This is a genomic window from Bacteroides faecium (assembly GCF_012113595.1).
In the GTDB taxonomy this organism is placed as follows: domain Bacteria; phylum Bacteroidota; class Bacteroidia; order Bacteroidales; family Bacteroidaceae; genus Bacteroides; species Bacteroides faecium.
On the sequence record NZ_CP050831.1, the window covers coordinates 1,634,727 to 1,653,860 of the forward strand.

General features: G+C 40.0%; 7 protein-coding genes. 4 read left to right on the forward strand and 3 right to left on the reverse strand.

Going from position 1 to position 19,134, the window contains the following annotated elements; translation table 11 throughout:
* Window positions 1-17: 17 nt before the first annotated feature.
* Entirely contained in the window at window positions 18-3,167 is a 3,150-nt protein-coding gene (locus BacF7301_RS05800; protein ID WP_167961056.1) for a SusC/RagA family TonB-linked outer membrane protein, read from the reverse strand.
* A gap of 278 nt (window positions 3,168-3,445) precedes the next feature.
* Entirely contained in the window at window positions 3,446-4,666 is a 1,221-nt protein-coding gene (locus BacF7301_RS05805) for a glycoside hydrolase family 88 protein (RefSeq protein ID WP_167961057.1), read from the reverse strand.
* Between the two features lie 253 nt (window positions 4,667-4,919).
* Between BacF7301_RS05805 and BacF7301_RS05810 the strand changes: the two genes are divergently transcribed.
* Window positions 4,920-8,951, forward strand: a complete 4,032-nt coding sequence (locus BacF7301_RS05810; protein WP_167961058.1) for a hybrid sensor histidine kinase/response regulator transcription factor — start codon at window positions 4,920-4,922, stop codon at window positions 8,949-8,951.
* A gap of 22 nt (window positions 8,952-8,973) precedes the next feature.
* On the opposite strand, the gene BacF7301_RS05815 is transcribed toward BacF7301_RS05810, so the two are convergent.
* Window positions 8,974-9,816, reverse strand: coding sequence for an alpha/beta hydrolase (locus BacF7301_RS05815; RefSeq protein ID WP_245208376.1), 843 nt, complete (start codon window positions 9,814-9,816; stop codon window positions 8,974-8,976).
* A 474-nt stretch (window positions 9,817-10,290) separates the two neighbouring features.
* Here BacF7301_RS05815 and BacF7301_RS05820 point away from each other — a divergent pair, with 474 nt between their 5' ends.
* The 3 genes from BacF7301_RS05820 to BacF7301_RS05830 all read left to right on the forward strand — a co-directional run bounded on the left by BacF7301_RS05820 (window position 10,291) and on the right by BacF7301_RS05830 (window position 19,110).
* On the forward strand, window positions 10,291-14,142 hold the full coding sequence (locus BacF7301_RS05820) for a hybrid sensor histidine kinase/response regulator transcription factor (RefSeq protein ID WP_245208378.1): 3,852 nt from the start codon (window positions 10,291-10,293) through the stop codon (window positions 14,140-14,142).
* A gap of 173 nt (window positions 14,143-14,315) precedes the next feature.
* Entirely contained in the window at window positions 14,316-17,486 is a 3,171-nt protein-coding gene (locus BacF7301_RS05825; protein WP_167961064.1) for a SusC/RagA family TonB-linked outer membrane protein, read from the forward strand.
* 13 nt (window positions 17,487-17,499) lie between these two features.
* The gene (locus BacF7301_RS05830) at window positions 17,500-19,110 is read left to right on the forward strand and encodes a RagB/SusD family nutrient uptake outer membrane protein (RefSeq protein WP_167961065.1); all 1,611 of its coding nucleotides are present in this window, start codon (window positions 17,500-17,502) and stop codon (window positions 19,108-19,110) included.
* Window positions 19,111-19,134: the final 24 nt, after the last annotated feature.

Below are 19,134 nucleotides of genomic sequence, written 5' to 3' on the forward strand. Positions count from 1 at the left end.
TATTCTCCATTTTTAAATTAAAATCCTACTTTCAGACCGAAATTAATAACCATCACCAACGGATACATAGGTGTGGCACTGGCCTTTGACTCGGGATCTATTACATCCAGCTTATCGAATGTGAGTAGATTATATCCCGTAGCATATATCCGCAAGCTACCTAAATGTATTTTCTCCAGTGCCTTTTTGGAAAAGCTATAACCTATTTCCACATTCTTCAAACGCAAGTAAGAGGCATCACGCAGCCATAAATCAGAATCACGGTAATTGTTGGATTTATTAAGGAATGAAATAGCCGGATACTTGGCCGCGTCTCCCTTCTGAGTCCACGTATCGGTAGTGAAATACCTCATCAAAGACCGGGAATCGGTCTGGCCGAAAGGATAACGGAATACGTCTTTTAGCATTCGGGAAGTTTTTGCAGCTCCCGACCAAGTCATGCTTATATCAAATCCTTTGTATGAAATTCCATAGTTGATGCCACCGGACAGTTGGGGATAAGTGGGATTACCAATGGCTGTAATATCATTTTGGTCTATCTTCTTATCACCGTTCAAGTCTTTGTACTTCACGTCGCCGGGCATGGGTGTAAAGCCTGTACCATAGTCGGGCATACCACCACGTTCTTCGGTAACATAGCGTGCGACATCTTCTTCCGAGAAATAGCCATCGAACTTATGACCGAAATTCTGTCCCACCGATTTGCCTGTACGTTGCATATAAGCATAAGGATATTCGGCTTCGTCCATATAGATAATCTTATTTTTAGCATAAGAGATGTTGAAACCAATGTTATAATCAAAAGCATTTACTTTGTCTCTCCAGGTCATGCTGAACTCAAAGCCTTTGTTATCTACTTTACCGATGTTGGCAGTAGGAAGCGTCACAGCCAGATAGCCGGGGTTTGTACCGCGGGAAGTCAGGATGTCGCGACGATGCTCAATGAAATAGTCGAAATTTATCTTCAGCTTGCTGTCGAAAAAGTAAGCGTCGGCACCATAATTCTGCTTGGCTGCCGTTTCCCAAGTCACATTGGGATTACCTTTCTTTGATTCGACAGCACCTTTAGTGATGGAAGAACCGTTACCGAAATAGAAACCGCCACTGGCAGGATTGTATACGTCCGGCAAATAAAGGAATCTGGATTTGTCACTTACACGGTCGTTACCCACAATACCATAAGAAGCACGCAATTTCAGGTAACTGACATAAGGCTTCAGACTTTGCATAAATTTTTCTTCTGAAATAATCCAGCCCAAAGAAAAGGCGGGAAACAGACCGAAACGCTTGCCTGGGGCAAAGTTCTCGGAACCGTTGTATCCCATATTTATATCAGCCATATAACGGGTATTAAAATCGTAAGTGGCGCGTCCTACTAACCCGATATAACTTCTCGGAATGGACAAGAACGCATCAGGTCCTTCAGGATAGTAAGTGATAGACTGGTTGTACATCACCAACCCCGTGACGTGGTGTTTGCCAAAGTCGCGCTTATAGTTCAAAGCTGCTTCTACATACCAATCCTTGTTGCGACCAATTGCCTCATCATAACCTAATACAGTTGCTTCATCCACCCGGCTAAGAAGCACACTTCCGTCTTGTTGCACCAACGGTTCGTAGTGAGGCGTTTTACCACGCCTTTTTTTCGTTAAAGTCACCGAACTGTTGTAAGCCCCTTTTACGTGAGCCTTCAAGCCTTTGGTTAAGAAATCGAGTTTTTGCTCCAATTGGAAATCGAAATTAAGCGTATTGCCATAAGAGACATCATACCCTCTGCCATAATACGTATAAAGTGCGTCACGCATATCTCCGGCGATATTTGAAATATAACTGGCATCAGACCAAATCCATTTATCATTCACTATGCCTGAACCGGAGAAAGGTGTAGCCCAATAGATACCGCGGAAAATGGTTTCAATATTACTCAGGCCGGATTCACCGTCCACACCCGGATAACGTTTATCATTGACACGTCCTCCCATATTCATACGGAATAAAGTCGTTTTCGTCAAGTTCATGTCCAGATTGACACGATAGTTATAACGATTGTAACTATAGTTGTCGTCATAGTCTTTCTGGAAACAGTTGAAGAGGCCGTCTTGTGTAAATACACCCAGCGATGCAAAGTAACGCACTTTCTGTGAACCGCCTGAAATGGTCAGGTTATGTTGTGTCTGCAAAGCTGTTTTACGAATCAGCTTGTCCATCCAGTCTGTATTGGGGTAAGCCAAAGGATTGCTGTTAGTGCGGAAAGCTTCGATCGTTTCCGGTTTAAAAGCTAGCTGGCCTTCGGCAACTCCATCACGAAGTTGTGCTGCATTATAAGCCGTAGCGTACTCGTAACTATCAGCAAATTCAGGCAAGCGAGTCGGACTTTGTATAGCAAATGAAGTGGAAAAGTTCACTTTCGCTTTGCCTTCCTGTCCACGTTTGGTGGTTACAAGAATTACACCATTGGCTCCACGTACACCAAACACTGCTGTTGCAGAAGCATCTTTCAAGACTGTAATATCTTCCACTTCATTAGGGTCAAGCTGGAAGAAGCTACGTTCCACGCCATCCACCAACATCAGCGGCTTAGACATAGACTCATTTAACGAACCTACACCACGCACATATACTGTAGGATCATCTCCACCCGGCTGTCCGGATGTCTGTATGGCAGACAATCCTGGCATTTTACCTGCTAAGGCATTGCCGATACTCGAAACCGGACTTTTCAATACATCTTTCGATGAAATGGAAGACATAGCTCCCGTTACTGTCATTTTCTTTGCTGTACCATAGGCTACAACTTGCACTTCCTGCAATTCCTGAACGTTTTCACTCAACTCAACCTTGAGCTTGGATTCACCTTTATAAACGATAGCCTTATCTTTATACCCGGTATAGGATATAATGATAGTAGCACCTACCGGAACCTCAAGTTTGAAATTACCATCCATGTCGGTAATTACACCATTGGTCGTTCCTTTTACAACAATACTGGCACCTATTACCGGACCAAAGTTATCCGTTACCGTACCGACTACAGTCTTACGATTCTGCTGTGTGATAGTACTTGTAGTCACTATCTTCTCCGACGTAAAATTTTCTGAAGAAAAAACCGTTTGCCCGAACGTCAAAGACGCGGCCAACAGCCATACCTGTTTCTGAGGTATCTTCATAGGACTGAAGATGTTTTTCATTTCATTTAAATTAAAGTTAATAATACTATACTAGATATATAATCCTTCTGATGCTGTCATTCTTTAGTTGATATTGCAAATATAAGAAGCTATGAAAGAGAATGGATACTCTAAAAATTCTTAAAAACGGTATAAATAATACATCTCATTTTTATATGGGATGTTTGGATAAAAATCATACTTTTCCGTACAAAATCATCCCTTGTTCTATGTACCAGAGATATTCTCCTGTCACTTTAAATTCTCTGTAAGGGTATTTAGTGTCTCTGTTTATTGTCTAAGTCACGTTTGCGTTTTAAAGATTCAAGGAAATAATAATCAGCATAGTTCAGCGGTACATCGATTTCGCTGCCGTGTGGAATACTGCCTACTGAATGCATCAAAAGAAAGCAGTGATTCTCTCTCAATTTAGCCCGATAGCCGGGAGAAGCTAAAGACACCATAATTAAATCGGCTGTTTCTTTATAACTTTTCTTTTGGGTAACAGTGCTTAGCTCATATAAAGCAGATGCTGTAATGGCAGCTGCAGAAACATCACGTGGTTCATTAGGTATGTTCACTGCATCATAATCCCAAAAAGGAACCAAATCTTCCGGCATATTAGGATGCGTAAATATAAATTCATAGATTTTCTCGGCCATTTTCAAATATTCGGGATCGTGGGTGTAGCGGTAGCACATCGTATAGCCGTAGATTGCCCATGCCTGTCCACGTGCCCAAGCTGATTCGTCGGCATATCCCTGGGCAGTACAACGCGTGCGTATCTCCCCTGTTTCCGGATCATAATCTACCACATGGAAAGAACTTCCGTCATTACGGAAATGGTTTTTCAATGTTTGGTTGGCATGGGATATCGCAATATTGTAAAAAGTGGAATCACCGGAAAGCCGGGTGGCCTCGAACATAATTTCCAGATTCATCATGTTGTCAATAATGACCGGACATTTCCATCCTCGCTGAGACTGCCAGCCTTTCTCTGTATTCCATGACTGTATGACCCCGGCTGCAGGTCGGAAACGGGTTGATAAGGATTTTGCGGTTTGTGTCACTACCGATTTATATTTTTCTTTCTCGCCCCTTCCCATGCGGATGCCGTTCAGATAACTACAACCGATAATGAAACCGATATCATGATGCTGTGTATTATATTGCATCTTTTCTAAGATTTCCGTATATTTTTTTGCCTGGGATTGCCAATACTCGTTACCTGTCAGATCATATAGATACCACAGACTACCAGCGTAAAAACCGGCTGTCCAATCCCAACCAATAGGTGCATATTGAATTTCTCCATTTGGTTTCACTGTACGGGGAATACGAATTTTATCACTTTTTTCAAGCTCTTCCATTTGTCGTTCATATTGGGTTGAGGCGTACTCTATGTTGTCTGTAAGAAAGTCATTAGCTAAATTTGCCGTCTTACAAGCAACAATTGTCAGCAAGGATATTCCGAAACTAATCCAAATTGTATTTTTCATACTTATTTTACTAAAGAAATACATTAATTAGTGCAAATGTATGGGATGGAAAAGAGAACAGGGATTCTTAAAATACACGAAAGGTAAAAGTGCGTGCGTATATGCCTAAAAAGATAAAATGTACAAAATAAGCCACTCATATATACAAAAACATACCATTTTCGTCATATTCTGGAATACTTATGTTGCTTAAAAACGTTATATTTGCCAATTGATCGTATATGAATAAAACTGTAGCACACACAGAAAAACTATGAAAAAAAAGGCTCTGCTAATCCTTTGCTTCTTGTCCTTATATATACTGGCAGGAAAAACTCAAAATTTATCTTTCAGTCACCTGACAACTGATGACGGATTATCGCATAATTCTGTAGTATCAATCTATCAAGATGAACGAGGATTTTTATGGTTTGCCACCCACAATGGTATCAGTTTATATAATGGCAAGGATTTTAAAATATATCAAAAAGAGAAAGGGAATCCCAACAGTATACAATATAATGATATCTACCAAATTACTGGTGATAAAAAGGGGCATCTGTATATAATGACTAATAGGGGAGTATCAGCTTATGATATTCAAAAAGACCAGTTTACACATCTCACGACTCAAAATATCACAGCAGAATTCTTTGCTGATTCTTTATATATAGCTACTTCAACTCAAATTTTCAAATACAATGGAGAAAAATTGCGGCCTGTTTATAAATTGCCTTTAGATAATAGATATATACGAAAATTGTATGTACACAATGATTCTATCTTTATAGGCACTAATAAAGGTCTATATGTACTTACTCCTGAGAAAAAATTAAATCAGCTTATTTCACAAGGAAATATTACAGACATTTTTAAGGATAGTAGGGGCAGTTACTGGATAGCCGCACGAAGCGGACAAGGAGTGTACTGCATAGAGGGGCAAAAAATAATCAACTTTGTTCATGATGAGAACAATCCGGGAAGTATAAGTTCCAACTTCGTTCATCGATGCTGCGAAGATCTGGAAGGGAACATTTGGATAGGAACTTTCAACGGGCTCAATAAATATGATAGAAAGACAGGTAAATTCCACCGGTATGTCAAACAGGAGAATGAAAAGGGTTTATCCTATTCGTCCATTTGGAGTTTGTTCTGTGACCAGCAGGGAACTATTTGGGCGGGAACCTATTTTGGCGGAGTAAATTTCTTCAATCCCCAAAAACAGATTTTTCGTGAATATCAAGCATCACCTAAAGAAAGCGAAGGATTGAGCTCTCCCATTGTCAGTCGTATAATAGAAGATGATAAAGGAAATTTCTGGATAGGTACGGAAGGTGGCGGAGTAAATATGTATAATGCTGAAACGCATACTTATAAACGATATACACTTGAAGATAGTTCCATAGGGACATTGCGAAATAATATAAAAGCTATCTACTATGATTCACAACGTGAAGCTCTATGGCTGGGTGTACACATGGCTGGGCTTTATAAGTTAGATGTGAAAACAGGTCATATAACTAAATATCAAAAAGAAGATAAGAATGGTATCCTATCCAATAATATTGAAGATATTCTTTTTTATCAAGGGAAACTATTGCTTGCTACCGATAATGGTATCGGGACATTTGATCCGCAAACTGGTGAATGTACACGTTTCTTTAAAGATTCGAATATGCATTCTAGAACTTTAAACTCTATTGGATTGGTATTAGATTATAAAGGTAATTTGTGGATAATAGGTAATAACAATGGTGTATGTTCCTATCATTTCGATACAGGAAAACTATCTAGTTATAAAGCTAATTATGCTGTCAAACATAGTATCAGCAGTAACAGTATTAACTCAATCTTTGTGGACAGTCAACAAAGACTTTGGTTCTGTACCAATGAGTATGGTTTAGACTTATATCAGGAAGAGACTGATAGTTTTGAAAATTTTGATATGAAAAATAGCGGTTTGGCAAGCAATGTGGTTTATAATATTTGCGAATTGACTCCTGACAGACTGCTGGTCACTACTGATAAAGGTTTTTCTATATTGGATTACAAGCAGAAGATATTCAAAAATTATACTCAGCTACCGTTAAGTTGTCTCAACGAGAATGCCCTCTACAAAAGTAGGAAAGGAGAGATTTTCATAGGGGGAACTTCCGGGGCAATTTCATTTTATGAACGCGATTTGGAGCAAATGCCACGTTCATACAAGATATTGCCTTACCGTCTCACTGTGAATGGACAAACGATACGTGTCGCTGACAAAAGTGGAATTTTGGAGAAAGATATCAGTTTTACACAAGAAGTTACACTAAAGGCTGGGCAAGATATATTCAGTATTGAATATACTACCACTGATTATCTACCTTTCAATAAAGATAGGATTGTCTATCGATTAGAAGGCTTTTCAAAAAACTGGAATAAATTGGAACAGAATACAATTACATACTCCAATTTATCTCCCGGCAAATATACGTTAATAGTGCGTGCGGAAAATGCAAACGAAACTACAGTTCCTCCCAGTCTGTTGGTTATCCAAATATTGCCTCCGTTCTATCTTAGTTTTTGGGCGTATTTATGCTATATTATACTTGTTGGGGTGGTTACGTGGTATTTGGTGCGCATTTACCGAGAACGTATCAAGATGCAAGAGTCTCTTAAATATGAGAAGAAACATGCCAATGATATAGAACAAATGAATCAAGCAAAATTGCGTTTCTTCACTAATATCTCACACGAATTCCGTACACCATTATCACTTATTATAGGGCAAATGGAAGTGTTATTATCACGTCAGCTCGTACCTGATATATATAATAAAATATTAGGGACCTATAAAAGTTGTCTGCAATTAAAGGAACTTGTAACAGAATTACTCGATTTTCGAAAGCAGGAACAAGGCTATACGACCATTAAAGTCTGTGAACATAATATTGTAGATTTTGTATATGAGCATTATTTGCTATTCTCAGAATATGCAAAATTGCATCAGATTTCTTTCACTTTTGAAAAAAGCAGTGATGATATTCGAGTATGGTATGATACCAAACAGATGCAGAAAGTCATGAACAACCTTATATCCAACGCTTTTAAGCATACGAAAGCTCAGGATCATATTTCTATTTCGGTTCGGAAAAGAAACCAGGAAGTTATTATTGAAGTGACCGATACCGGTTCAGGTATAGCAGCTAAAGATATAGATAAGATATTTGACCGCTTCTATCAAGCCGAACAACTGAATTCGCTGACTAGTGCAAGTACCGGCATAGGTCTGGCTTTGACCAAAGGCATAATAGAATTGCACCATGGGAGTATTGAAGTGTTTAGTGAACAAGGGGAAGGCTCCACGTTCCGTATGCATTTAAAAAACGGTAATGACCACTTTACTTCTGATCAGATCTGTGAGCAAAAGCAGGATGAATCGGATACCAATGTTGATTTGGAAGGCCACAAGCATTGGAGAACTTTTCTGGACAAGCAGGAAATTATAAACCAGGATAACATAGATAAAAAGAAAGAGAAATACAAAATACTGATTGTGGAAGATAATGATTCTCTCCGTAATATGCTGGTTGAGATATTTGAAATATTTTATACTGTAATAACAGCATCTAATGGAAAAGAAGGGGTGGAAAAGGTGCGCTCTGAATTGCCTGATATCGTACTTAGTGATATCGTAATGCCGGAAATGTCAGGTACGGAGCTCTGTCAAACCGTAAAGCAAGACTTGGAACTTTGTCACATTCCTGTCGTATTACTTACTGCTAAGACTGCTGTTGAATACAATATGGAGGGACTTAGAATGGGAGCCGATGACTATATAACTAAACCATTCAATATTAATATTTTGCTGTCACGTTGCAATAATTTAGTCAATAATCGGATTATGCTGCAGGAAAAATTCAGTAAACAGCCGCAAACTAATATGCAGATTTTGGCAACAAATACCTTAGATAAGAAGTTCCTGGATAGCGCTATGGAGATTATCGAGAAAGAAATAGAGAATGCAGAATTCAATGTTGACCAGTTAGCGGCGGAAATGGGGATTGCCCGAACAAAGCTATTTACCAAACTAAAAGCTGTGACTGGGCAAACTCCTGGTGACTTGATTATGACCATCCGCTTAAAACGGGCAGCTTACTTGCTAAGAAATAATCCAGAGCTAAATATTTCGGAAATATCTGATAAATCAGGATTCAATATTCCAAAATATTTCAGCAAGTGCTTTAAAGATAAATATCATATTACTCCGCAAGCATACAGAAGAGGCGCTAATAACTATAAAGAAGGCGACAAAGATGAAGTGTAAAGCAATAGTGAGATTCAGTTTACTACTTCTCTTGAATCTTTCCCAATTGGACATCAGTAGACTTCAGCCACATACCCAGCAACTCAAGCATCTGTGAATGATACTTAAAGTCTATATTCATCCCCCAGCCATGACCGCCTTCGGGAAATATATACATGGTTGCGGGGACATTGTTTTTCTTCAATGATTGATAATAGAGCACGCTATTGGCAGTTGGTACGGATTTATCGTCATCACTCAATAACAAGATGGCAGGCGGGGTATTTGCATTGATATGCTTTTCGTTAGAGAAAAACTGGATATCGGCCGGTAGGGGATTGTCACCCAACAGATTGGAACGGGAACCGCCATGCGTAGCCCTCTCCATGGTTATGACAGGATAAAAAAGAATGGAGAAATCCGGTTTTGTATTTGTTCCCTCTGTCGTGTAGTGCGTAGAAGCGGTAGCAGCCAAATGTCCGCCTGCCGAGAAACCGGCGATACCTACTTTATTTACGTCTATACCAAATTCGCTTGCATGATTGCGTACATAACGTATTGCCTGCTGTGCATCATCTAATGGTACTTCCTTATGTTTGTTCGGCATCCGGTATTTGAGGACGAAAGCCGTTATTCCTTGTCCGTTCAACCATTTTGCAAACTGTTCCCCTTCGTGCAGAATAGCCAGTCCGGCGTATCCGCCACCTGGACATATCACAACTGCCATTCCTGTATTCTTTGCTTTATTGGTTTGGTAAATAGTCAGTTCGGGTGAGGAAACATTTGTTACCCAATTGCCGTTTCTCTCGTACTTTTCAGCTTTTGTTATTTCATTACTTGTCGGAGGATTTGTCTCCCAAAGTTTCACAATTTTCTGAGCATTCATAGTTGTACATGTAAATATCAGCAAAGTGCTTAGTGCTACTAATCGATGTTTTTTTATCATGTTAATCAAAATATTGAATATTAGAGTTAAATAAGAATATTAAGATTACAAAGTTATACTTTATTCTTTGTAAATAAAAGGTTTTTGCTTTAATAAAGTAAAGATGATGAAGGCATGTATCTAAATATTTCTTTATGATAGGTCATTCTGCCTCTTAATTTATACGTTATTTATAGCCGGATTACAAAGAATTTCCCTACATTTGTCACGTTAATCTATGAAATCTCTCATTAATGCCCTGTCTACTAAGAAGCTGTAATGTTTCAAAGAATAATTTCTTGTATTTTAATAGGACAGTAAGGTATTATAAGATATAGCTATACTATGAAGAACTTGAAAAGAATAATTTTTATACTACTTATCATCCTCCCTCTCCATGTTTTTGCCGGCTATGAGCATTTTAAACTTTGGGATATGTCAGATGGGTTATCCAATAATACAGTAAAGTCTATCACCCAAGATCATTTAGGATTTATTTGGTTGGGCACGTTCAACGGACTGTGTAAATTTGACGGAGTCGATTTTACCATCTTCAGACATGATTCCCAAGACAGTTTGTCTATAATTAATAATTATGTGGAAGTTGTGGCTTCGTTGGGAGATGAGCTTTGGGTGGGAACTGAACGGGGGTTGAATCTTTATTCTTATAAAGAGAATAATTTTCGTTTGTGTGAATGGAATCTTCCGACAGGTGAAAGACAAGGGATAACGGAAAGCATCAAAAATATTGTAGTGAATCAAGGAAAAGTCTTTGTCTTAACCTTTTCGCATGAACTATTGGTGCGTAAAGAGGGATGTGTATTTGAACCGTGTGACTATAAAAAGAATATAGAATGGTTGTCTATATCAAGCTATAAAGAGGGGTTATTGATTGGGCATGCTACAGACGGTTTATATGTTATTGATCCCGACAAAATGAGGATTCGGGCTCATTTTCCGTTTGACTCAAAAGTACTGAGCGACTGTCTGTATTACAGTGCGAATAAAGATATGATTTTTCTTGGCTTTGGTATAGGCTATCCAAGTCTGGCATTTAGGACGAACAAGGAGAATAGCCTTGAAAAGCTGGAAGTCAGGATACCGTCAAGCGTAAAGACAATTGTCGACTATAAAGATGAAACATTGTTCGGAACAGATGGAAACGGGCTGATAGTTTTTAATGAAGAAGGATGCTCCGGCATTTCTTCGGGAGAAAGCGATATGAGCAGTGATGCCATTTATTCATTATTTGTTGATCGGGGACAGAATCTTTGGATCGGTACGTATCGGGGAGGACTGAATGCAAGTTCGGAACATTACGACTGGTTTAAGTCTTTCTGCGTGCATAATAAAAAACTTTCATATAATATGGTAACCGCTGTCATTTCTCAAAAGGAACGGTTGTATGTGGGACTGGACGGCGGCGGACTGAATATTTATGATGTAAAGAATGACCAACTTCTGAAATATACAACACATAATAGTGGCATTTCGGGTGACAATCTTTTGTCGTTATCAGTAGATGAAGAATTTGCCTGGTTGGGAATATATGGCAAGGGGCTCAGCCGTTATTCACTATCCGGTCACACTTTTAAGAATTATGTCTTGCCACCGGTTAAAGATAAAGAGAGTGCAAATAGAATATGGCAGATCAAGGATGATGGTGAGGGTAATATTTGGATTATAGCCGAAGATGTTTATTGTTTCCATAAAAAGAACGAGACATTTACTATAGTTGACAATCTGAGCAATCTGAATGCTTTGAATATTATATTTGAAGAGGATGCCATTTGGCTTTGTACGATGGGGTATGGGCTTTATAAATTTGATCGGAAGACGAAAGAACCTCTTGAACATTACTTTAAAGAATCGGAAAAAACGCCTATCCCCGGTAATATGATACGGTATATGTTCATTGATTCCCGGAATCAAGTATGGTTCTCGGTAGAATATGCCGGTTTATACAAATTAGACCAAAGTTCCGGAGAAATCACTCCGTATAGAATTGAAAGTGGTCTGACAGATACAAATGTAGTGGGGATGTTGGAAGATAAGTCCGGTTATTTATGGGTGAGTACATATAATGGCTTGTTCCGCTATAATCCTGTCAATGGAAAGTTTATTCGTTTTGGTAAGGAAGATAATCTTACTTCTACCCAATTCAATTATAACGCATGTTTTCAAGAGGGGGATACAATGTATTTTGGAAGTACGGGAGGTTTATTCAGTTTCAAACCGGAAGATATTAAATATGACAGTGAACAGGTCAATCATGTGTATTTCACCAATCTTGAACTGTTGAATCATGAGAATAAAAATGTGAGTCTCTATGGTATGCAACCGGAGAATATACACTTGTCATACGATCAGAATTTCTTCACGATTCATTTCTCAACACCGGAGTTGATTTCTCCTGATAAGGTACAATTCTCTTGTTATATGAAAAATTTCGAGAATGGCTGGTCTGAAATCTCTCATGCCCGTCAGGTCTCCTATACTAATATTCCTCCCGGAGAATATTATTTTTACGTCAAGGCTTCCGGCAATGAAGGTCAATGGACTGATAAAGCATCTTGCCTGAAGATTATTATCACACCCCCTTGGTGGAAAACCACTTGGGCTTTGTTTCTTTGGGGCATACTAATCCTGGGACTAATCATTTTTATATTCTGGTTATACCGTCATGAATTGAATATAAAACATTTGGTACATTTGAATGAGATAGAGAAGAAAGCGGCTAAAAATATCAATGAGGCAAAGCTGAGCTTTTATACGAATATTACGCATGAACTGCGTACTCCTATTTTTCTGATAACCTCTCCTTTGGAAGAGCTTCTGACGAGCAGGGAGGGCAGAGGCCCGGTTTCGGTTCCTAAGTCCTTCTTAGTGGGCATGTACAGGAATGCTATGAAACTGAACAAGCTGATTAGCCGGATTATTGACTTCCGTAAACTGGAGTCCGGAAAGTTGAAACTGGAGCCGCAATCACTGAATCTGGTTGCTTTCTGTAAAGACTTGACCGTGGATTATGAAGCTCTGTGCCAGCAGAAGAATATTATTTTTCATTTCTTGCCGTCGCGGACGAGCATTCGTGTCGAATTTGATCCCGAAAAAATGGAGATTCTTTTGTCCAATCTCATTTCCAATGCATTTAAATATACTCCGGAAGGTGGGAAAATCGTATTATCTATCGATGAAACGGATGAAAAAGTAACGTTAGTGGTTGAAGACAATGGCATCGGAATTAAAAAAGAATTTCAGGATGCTATATTCGAACGCTTTTTTCAGGTAGAAAATACCGAAATATTTTCTACGGGGGATGGTATCGGACTTTCTTTTGTGAAACATCTGGTCGAACTACATGACGGGACGATACGCGTGGAAAGTGAACCGAATAGAGGTGCTAAATTTATAGTCGAACTTCCCCAAAAAGAAAGAGTGGATAAACCTGTTTCTTCGGAAGAAGAAATCATCTTTGTGCCGAAATCTGAGAAAGAAAATGCGTATATGTCTGTGGCGGCAGAATCGGCCTCTTCACCGACAGCACCTCACACCTTATTAATAATAGATGACGAGAGTGAAATACTCGATATGCTGGAGCGCTTTTTAAACGGTGATTTTAAGATCTTGAAGGCAAGTAATGGTATGGATGGACTTTCTTTGGTGCAGACCGCATTGCCCGATATCATAATCTGTGATGTGATGATGCCTAAAATGAGTGGGACGGATTTCTTGCAATTGATGAAGGGAGATAAGAAGTTGGCCCATATTCCTGTCATTATGTTGACTGCCAAAACTTCAGAGGAAGACCAAATGGTGGCTTTTGATTGCGGTGCGGATGCTTATCTGACCAAACCGATTTCATTAAAATATCTCCGTAAACGTATCGATCAACTGTTGGCACGTGTAGAATCGGCAGAGATGGTGAACTCATTAGTGAAAACGGAAAAGAAATACTCGAAGGAAGAACAGAAGTTCCTGTTGAAGTGCCGGGAGGTTATTGATAATAACCTGAATAATTCCAGTTTTGAGATAATGGCTTTTGCAGAACACATGGGGATGAGTCATTCCACCTTGTACCGTAAAATAAAAGGGATGACCGGAATGACTGTTGTTGAATTTATAAATGAATACCGCCTGTTTAAAGCCGTCCAATATTTTAAGGAAGGCGAGACGAATATTGGTACGGTATGCGCCAAATGCGGATTCAATGATGTGAAACATTTCCGTGATCTTTTCAAACGTAAGATGAATATGACTCCCAAGCAATATGTGCTTAGTTTATAGTCGAATCTGATTATCAGATTCACTTATTCACCGCGGATTGCCCCGAATCGCCCAATAGCCGAATTTCACCCTAAAAAAGCCGAATTACTTCCCTTTTAGGCAATGCATCCTGCTTAGTTTTGCGACAAAACGAGGGTGCAATGCCTTGAATAGTTAATTTTAAAATCAGTTTTATGGAAAAGCATTTTTTCTTTATTTCGTTAAGGAAGACTTTATTCCTGACAGCGACATTTGTTTTATTAATAGGAAACACGCAACCTTCCTATGCAATGCTAGGAGTAGACGAGGAGTTGCAGGTTATGCAGAACGGCATAGTCAAGGGACGAATCGTCGACACAAACGGAGAAGCGGTGATTGGAGCCAATGTAAAGTTAAAAGGAAGCAATCAAGGAACTATTACTGATGTGGATGGAAACTTTTCTTTGGAAAATGTATCGGGAGATATCCTAATTGTATCTTATATTGGTTTTGAAGAGCAAGAAGTTGCCATTAAAGGGCGGAAGTATGTAAGAGTCATATTGAAAGAGAATTCGCAGCTTCTTGATGAAGTCGTTGTAGTGGGATATGGCGCACAGAAAAAGGTGAATCTGACTGGAGCAGTGGCGAGTCTTGATGTGAAACAACTAGAGAGTCGACCTATTACCAGTGCTTCGCAGAGCCTGGCAGGTAAGATAGCAGGCGTACATATCGCACAATCGTCCGGTATGGCAGGTGCCGACGGTGCGCAGATCACCATTCGCGGTCTCGGTACGTTGAATAATACTTCTCCTCTTATCTTGATTGACGGGGTTATTTCTCCGAACATGGATGTGGTAAATCCAGCGGATATCGAAAGTATCTCTGTCTTGAAAGATGCTGCATCGGCTTCTATCTACGGTTCGCAGGCCGCGAATGGTGTTGTATTGGTCAGTACTAAGAAAGGAAAAGGAGAAGGGAAGTCGACTTTTAATGTAAGTGCAGGTCTTTCCTGGTCTAAAATGACTGACCAGAGTAAGCCGGATATGGTGACGGATCCGGAAACATTTATGCTCCTAATGAATGAGGCTCGAATCAACTCAGGATTGGAGTCAGCTTTTCCGGATGAAGTAATTGAAAGATACCGTACACCTAAATTCAGGGATGCGTGTTCTACCGATTGGTTTGATCAGATTTTCCGTACGGCTACTACCCAAGAATACAATATGAGTGCAAGCGGCGGAAATAATAAGACCAAATATTACTTTTCTTTAGGCTATATGGACCAGGGTTCCATAGCATCCAGTGGTAACTATAAACGGCTTACTGCCCGTCTGAACTTGGATACTTATGTACTTCCCAAATTAAAGATCGGAGCATCTATTGGTTATACTTACGGCGATCAGCGCACTCCGAACGGAAGTGTGGATGAGGTCTTTGCGCTTGACCTGATGCGTGCCAATCCTCTGAATCCAGCCTATAACTCAGACGGTATGATTGCGATGCCCGATAATACGACTTTGTCGTATACGGGGCAGGTGCAAGGAGAGAATCCGTTGACCAAGATGCTTTACAATGAGATTCATCAGAAAAACAATAACATTTACGGTAATGCTTTCTTGAGTTGGGACATTCTTCCTGAACTGAAAGTGTATGCATACCTCAATGCAAATGTGCAATTAAGAGATTATAGTGAGTGGAAGGGCTGCCCGGAGGTTAAAAACTGGCGGTATGAGGAACTGCTCGCGGAAGGTGCAGATATGGATGATGTGATTAGTGACGGTTATTATGGAAACGGAAGTTTGAAGATGTCGTCAGCCAGGGATTACCGGATTAACCCGTATGTTCAGATGGAATATTCCAGGTCAATCGGCAAGCATCATATGAGAGCTATGGTTGCTGCCAGTTATGAAACGACCAATTACGACTATTTTGATACTTCCAGGGGGAAGTATATCTCCAATTATGTGCATATTCTTGATTCGGGAGATCCTTCAACGGTGCAAAATAGCAGCAGTATGACTCAATATGCCATTCTTTCCCAATTCGGACGTGTGAACTATGATTTTGCCGACAAATATCTTTTCGAATTCAATCTGCGTCGTGATGGTTCTTCCAGGTTCGGTTCCAATTTCAAGTATGGTATATTCCCTTCTTTCTCTGTGGGATGGGTGTTGACGCAGGAGAATTTCATGAAGAAGATTCCTACGATCAACTTTCTGAAATTGCGTGCTTCCTGGGGGCAGCTCGGCAACCAGTATAGCAGCGATAATTTTCCTTATATTGCCAAGATTGGTTATGATGGTAATTATGTGTGGGGGAATGAGGTGGCAACGGGTGTTGTTCCTACTTCTTATGGTAACCCGGATATTCACTGGGAGACTACCAATGTGACGAATATAGGTTTTAATCTTCATCTGTTCAATTCGGAACTGGTACTGGAAGGTGATTACTTTATACGTAAGACAAAGGATATTTTATTCGATACGCCATTGCCGTATGAAACAGGATTCAAATCGGTGTTAACCAATTTGGCAGAAGTGCAAAACAGCGGTTTTGAATTATCGGCTACTTATCAGAAAAGATTGAAAGACTTCCATTTCTCCATTGGTGGTAATATGTCACATATTCAAAATAAGGTCAATGCCATAGACCCTGGAATGACCGGAGAGACCGACCGTCATATCAGTGGTAATAAAATTACGACTCGTAATAAACCGATGAATTCCTATTATATGTTGAAATGGACCGGCAAGATTTATCAGACTCAGGAAGAAGTGGATAACTCTCCCCATGTGAAAGGAGCAGGACCGGGTGACTTGGTATTTGAAGATATCAGCGGTCCTGAAGGAAAACCGGATGGAGTGATTGATGCCAATGACCGTCAGATATTGGGAACGGAATATCCGGCATGGACATTTGGCGCAAATTTATCATTTGGGTATAAAGGTATAAATATCAGTGCCGATTTTCAGGGGATTGCAGATGCTTATACCTATGGAACATGCGAATATTATACTCCGACATTCCAAGGTTCCAATTTTGGCCAATATTGGACGAAACGTTGGACTCCGGAGCATCCGAGTGAGACAATCCCGCGTTTGTGGGTTGAAAGTGGTCCTAATGTTGACTACGCTAACAGCTATTTTCTGATGGATAGAACTTATCTGCGTTTGAAGAATCTGGTTTTGAGCTATGACTTGCCGTTGAACATCATCCGAACATTGAAAATGGAGAAAATGAGAGTATATGTTTCTGCTTCCAATTTATTCACCTGGACGAAGAAAGGTTACCGGGGACTGGATCCAGAACGTTCCAATGGCGCAGGTGAACGGGGGGGGATTCCGCAAGCGATGACAGTGAAAATGGGTATTGATTTAACTTTCTAATAACTGAAACAGTATGAAAAAAATATATGTATTGCTTTTGTCCGCTTTCTCGTTTATCATGTTGAGCGGGTGTAATGATTGGATTGAACTGGAACCGAAAGATACGGTGGCTAATGAGAATTTCTTTAAGACAAAAGATGATTTTGACCAGGCTGTGACAGGTTTATATTCCATGCTTCGCCCGCTGGATGATGAAGCCAAAGACGGAGCGTATTTTGGAAATCTGTATTGGGAAGTTTGCGCAGACGTATGCATGTATAAGAATAGTTGGACGCAGCCCTGGTTTGATATATCACGGGGTGAATTGAAATCCGTGACTGACAATGTCGCATCTTTATATCAGAAGGTGTATGCGGCTATTTCCTGGTCGAATACGATCATTGAACAGATAGAGGCCAAGCAATCGGAGTTTCCCGAGGAATTTGTGAATTACGTAAAAGGACAGGCGCATTTTGTGAGGGCTATATGCTACATACGTCTGACAAGTCTTTGGGGCCCGGTTCCAATGATCGACCGTCTTTATCTTCCTTCCGAATCAAAGTTGCCGAGAAGTTCGGTCGATGATATAACGAATCAACTGATTATCCCAGACCTTAAAATAGCTGTCAGTTGCCTGGAGATGACTCCTTATAATAACAAATGGGGACTTGCCACCAAACAAGCAGCTATGGGGATGAAAGTACGTGCTTATTTGTATAACAAGGATTATGAAAATACGGTGGAAGCTGCAAAGGAATTGATGGAACTTGATAAAACCTTAGAAAATTCCATGTTCTTGGACGATTATAAAAGCATATTCGCCAACTCGAATGAAAATAACCCAGAAATATTGTTCAGCCTGAAGTATGTAGCTAACGGAACCAAACAGGGAAGTACGTTCAATACTCCTTTTGGAAGCAAAATTCCCGGACTGCCGACAGGAAGCATGAACGGTTCATGGGCAACTGTATCTATCTTGCCGGAGTTTATTGATTCTTATCCATTGACTGACGGCAAGACGGTGGCTGAAGGATCTATGGTATATGATTCTCAGAATAAGTGGGCCAACCGTGGTCCCCGATTCGAAAGTACGTTTTATATTGGCGGTTATTCCGTCGTGAACGGTATACCTTTCACTTCTGAATATGTGTGTGGCATTGATGCGCAGTGTGCAATAGATTATCCGTTAAATATCAACAAAGGATATATGAATGAAGATAAAAAGACAGAATGGTTGCAGGAAGACGAATCCGATTTCATTATTCTGCGCTATACCGATGTGCTGTTGATGTATGCCGAAGCGAAAACGATGCTCGGGAATATAGACCAGTCTGTATTTGATATATTGGACGCGGTGAGAGATCGTGCCGGAATAGCACACGTGGCTCATACAACAGATCCGATGGCAATGATGAAAATCATTCAGGATGAACGGAAATGGGAATTTGCTTTTGAAGGGTTGAGATACTTTGACATTCGTCGCTGGGGGATAGCTGCCGATGTGATTAATTCGATTACTTCCGACGAACTGTATAATTTCGGTTCGCACAAAGTCTTTGTTGCACCTGCCAACTATCTATGGCCTTTGCCGCAGGAAGCTACTGATGCCAATCCTAATCTGCTCCCCAATAATGAGGGATATTAATTTGAAACAAGAAGTAAACCAGTA

Excerpts from the sequence above, each read along its gene's own strand:
- BacF7301_RS05800 (WP_167961056.1), bottom strand. The coding sequence starts at position 3,167 with ATGAAGATACCTCAGAAACAGGTATGGCTGTTGGCCGCGTCTTTGACG.
- BacF7301_RS05820 (WP_245208378.1), top strand. The coding sequence starts at position 10,291 with ATGTCAGATGGGTTATCCAATAATACAGTAAAGTCTATCACCCAAGAT.
- BacF7301_RS05830 (WP_167961065.1), top strand. The coding sequence starts at position 17,500 with ATGAAAAAAATATATGTATTGCTTTTGTCCGCTTTCTCGTTTATCATG.
- BacF7301_RS05810 (WP_167961058.1), top strand. The coding sequence starts at position 4,920 with ATGAAAAAAAAGGCTCTGCTAATCCTTTGCTTCTTGTCCTTATATATA.
- BacF7301_RS05815 (WP_245208376.1), bottom strand. The coding sequence starts at position 9,816 with ATGAATGCTCAGAAAATTGTGAAACTTTGGGAGACAAATCCTCCGACA.
- BacF7301_RS05805 (WP_167961057.1), bottom strand. The coding sequence starts at position 4,666 with ATGAAAAATACAATTTGGATTAGTTTCGGAATATCCTTGCTGACAATT.
- BacF7301_RS05825 (WP_167961064.1), top strand. The coding sequence starts at position 14,316 with ATGGAAAAGCATTTTTTCTTTATTTCGTTAAGGAAGACTTTATTCCTG.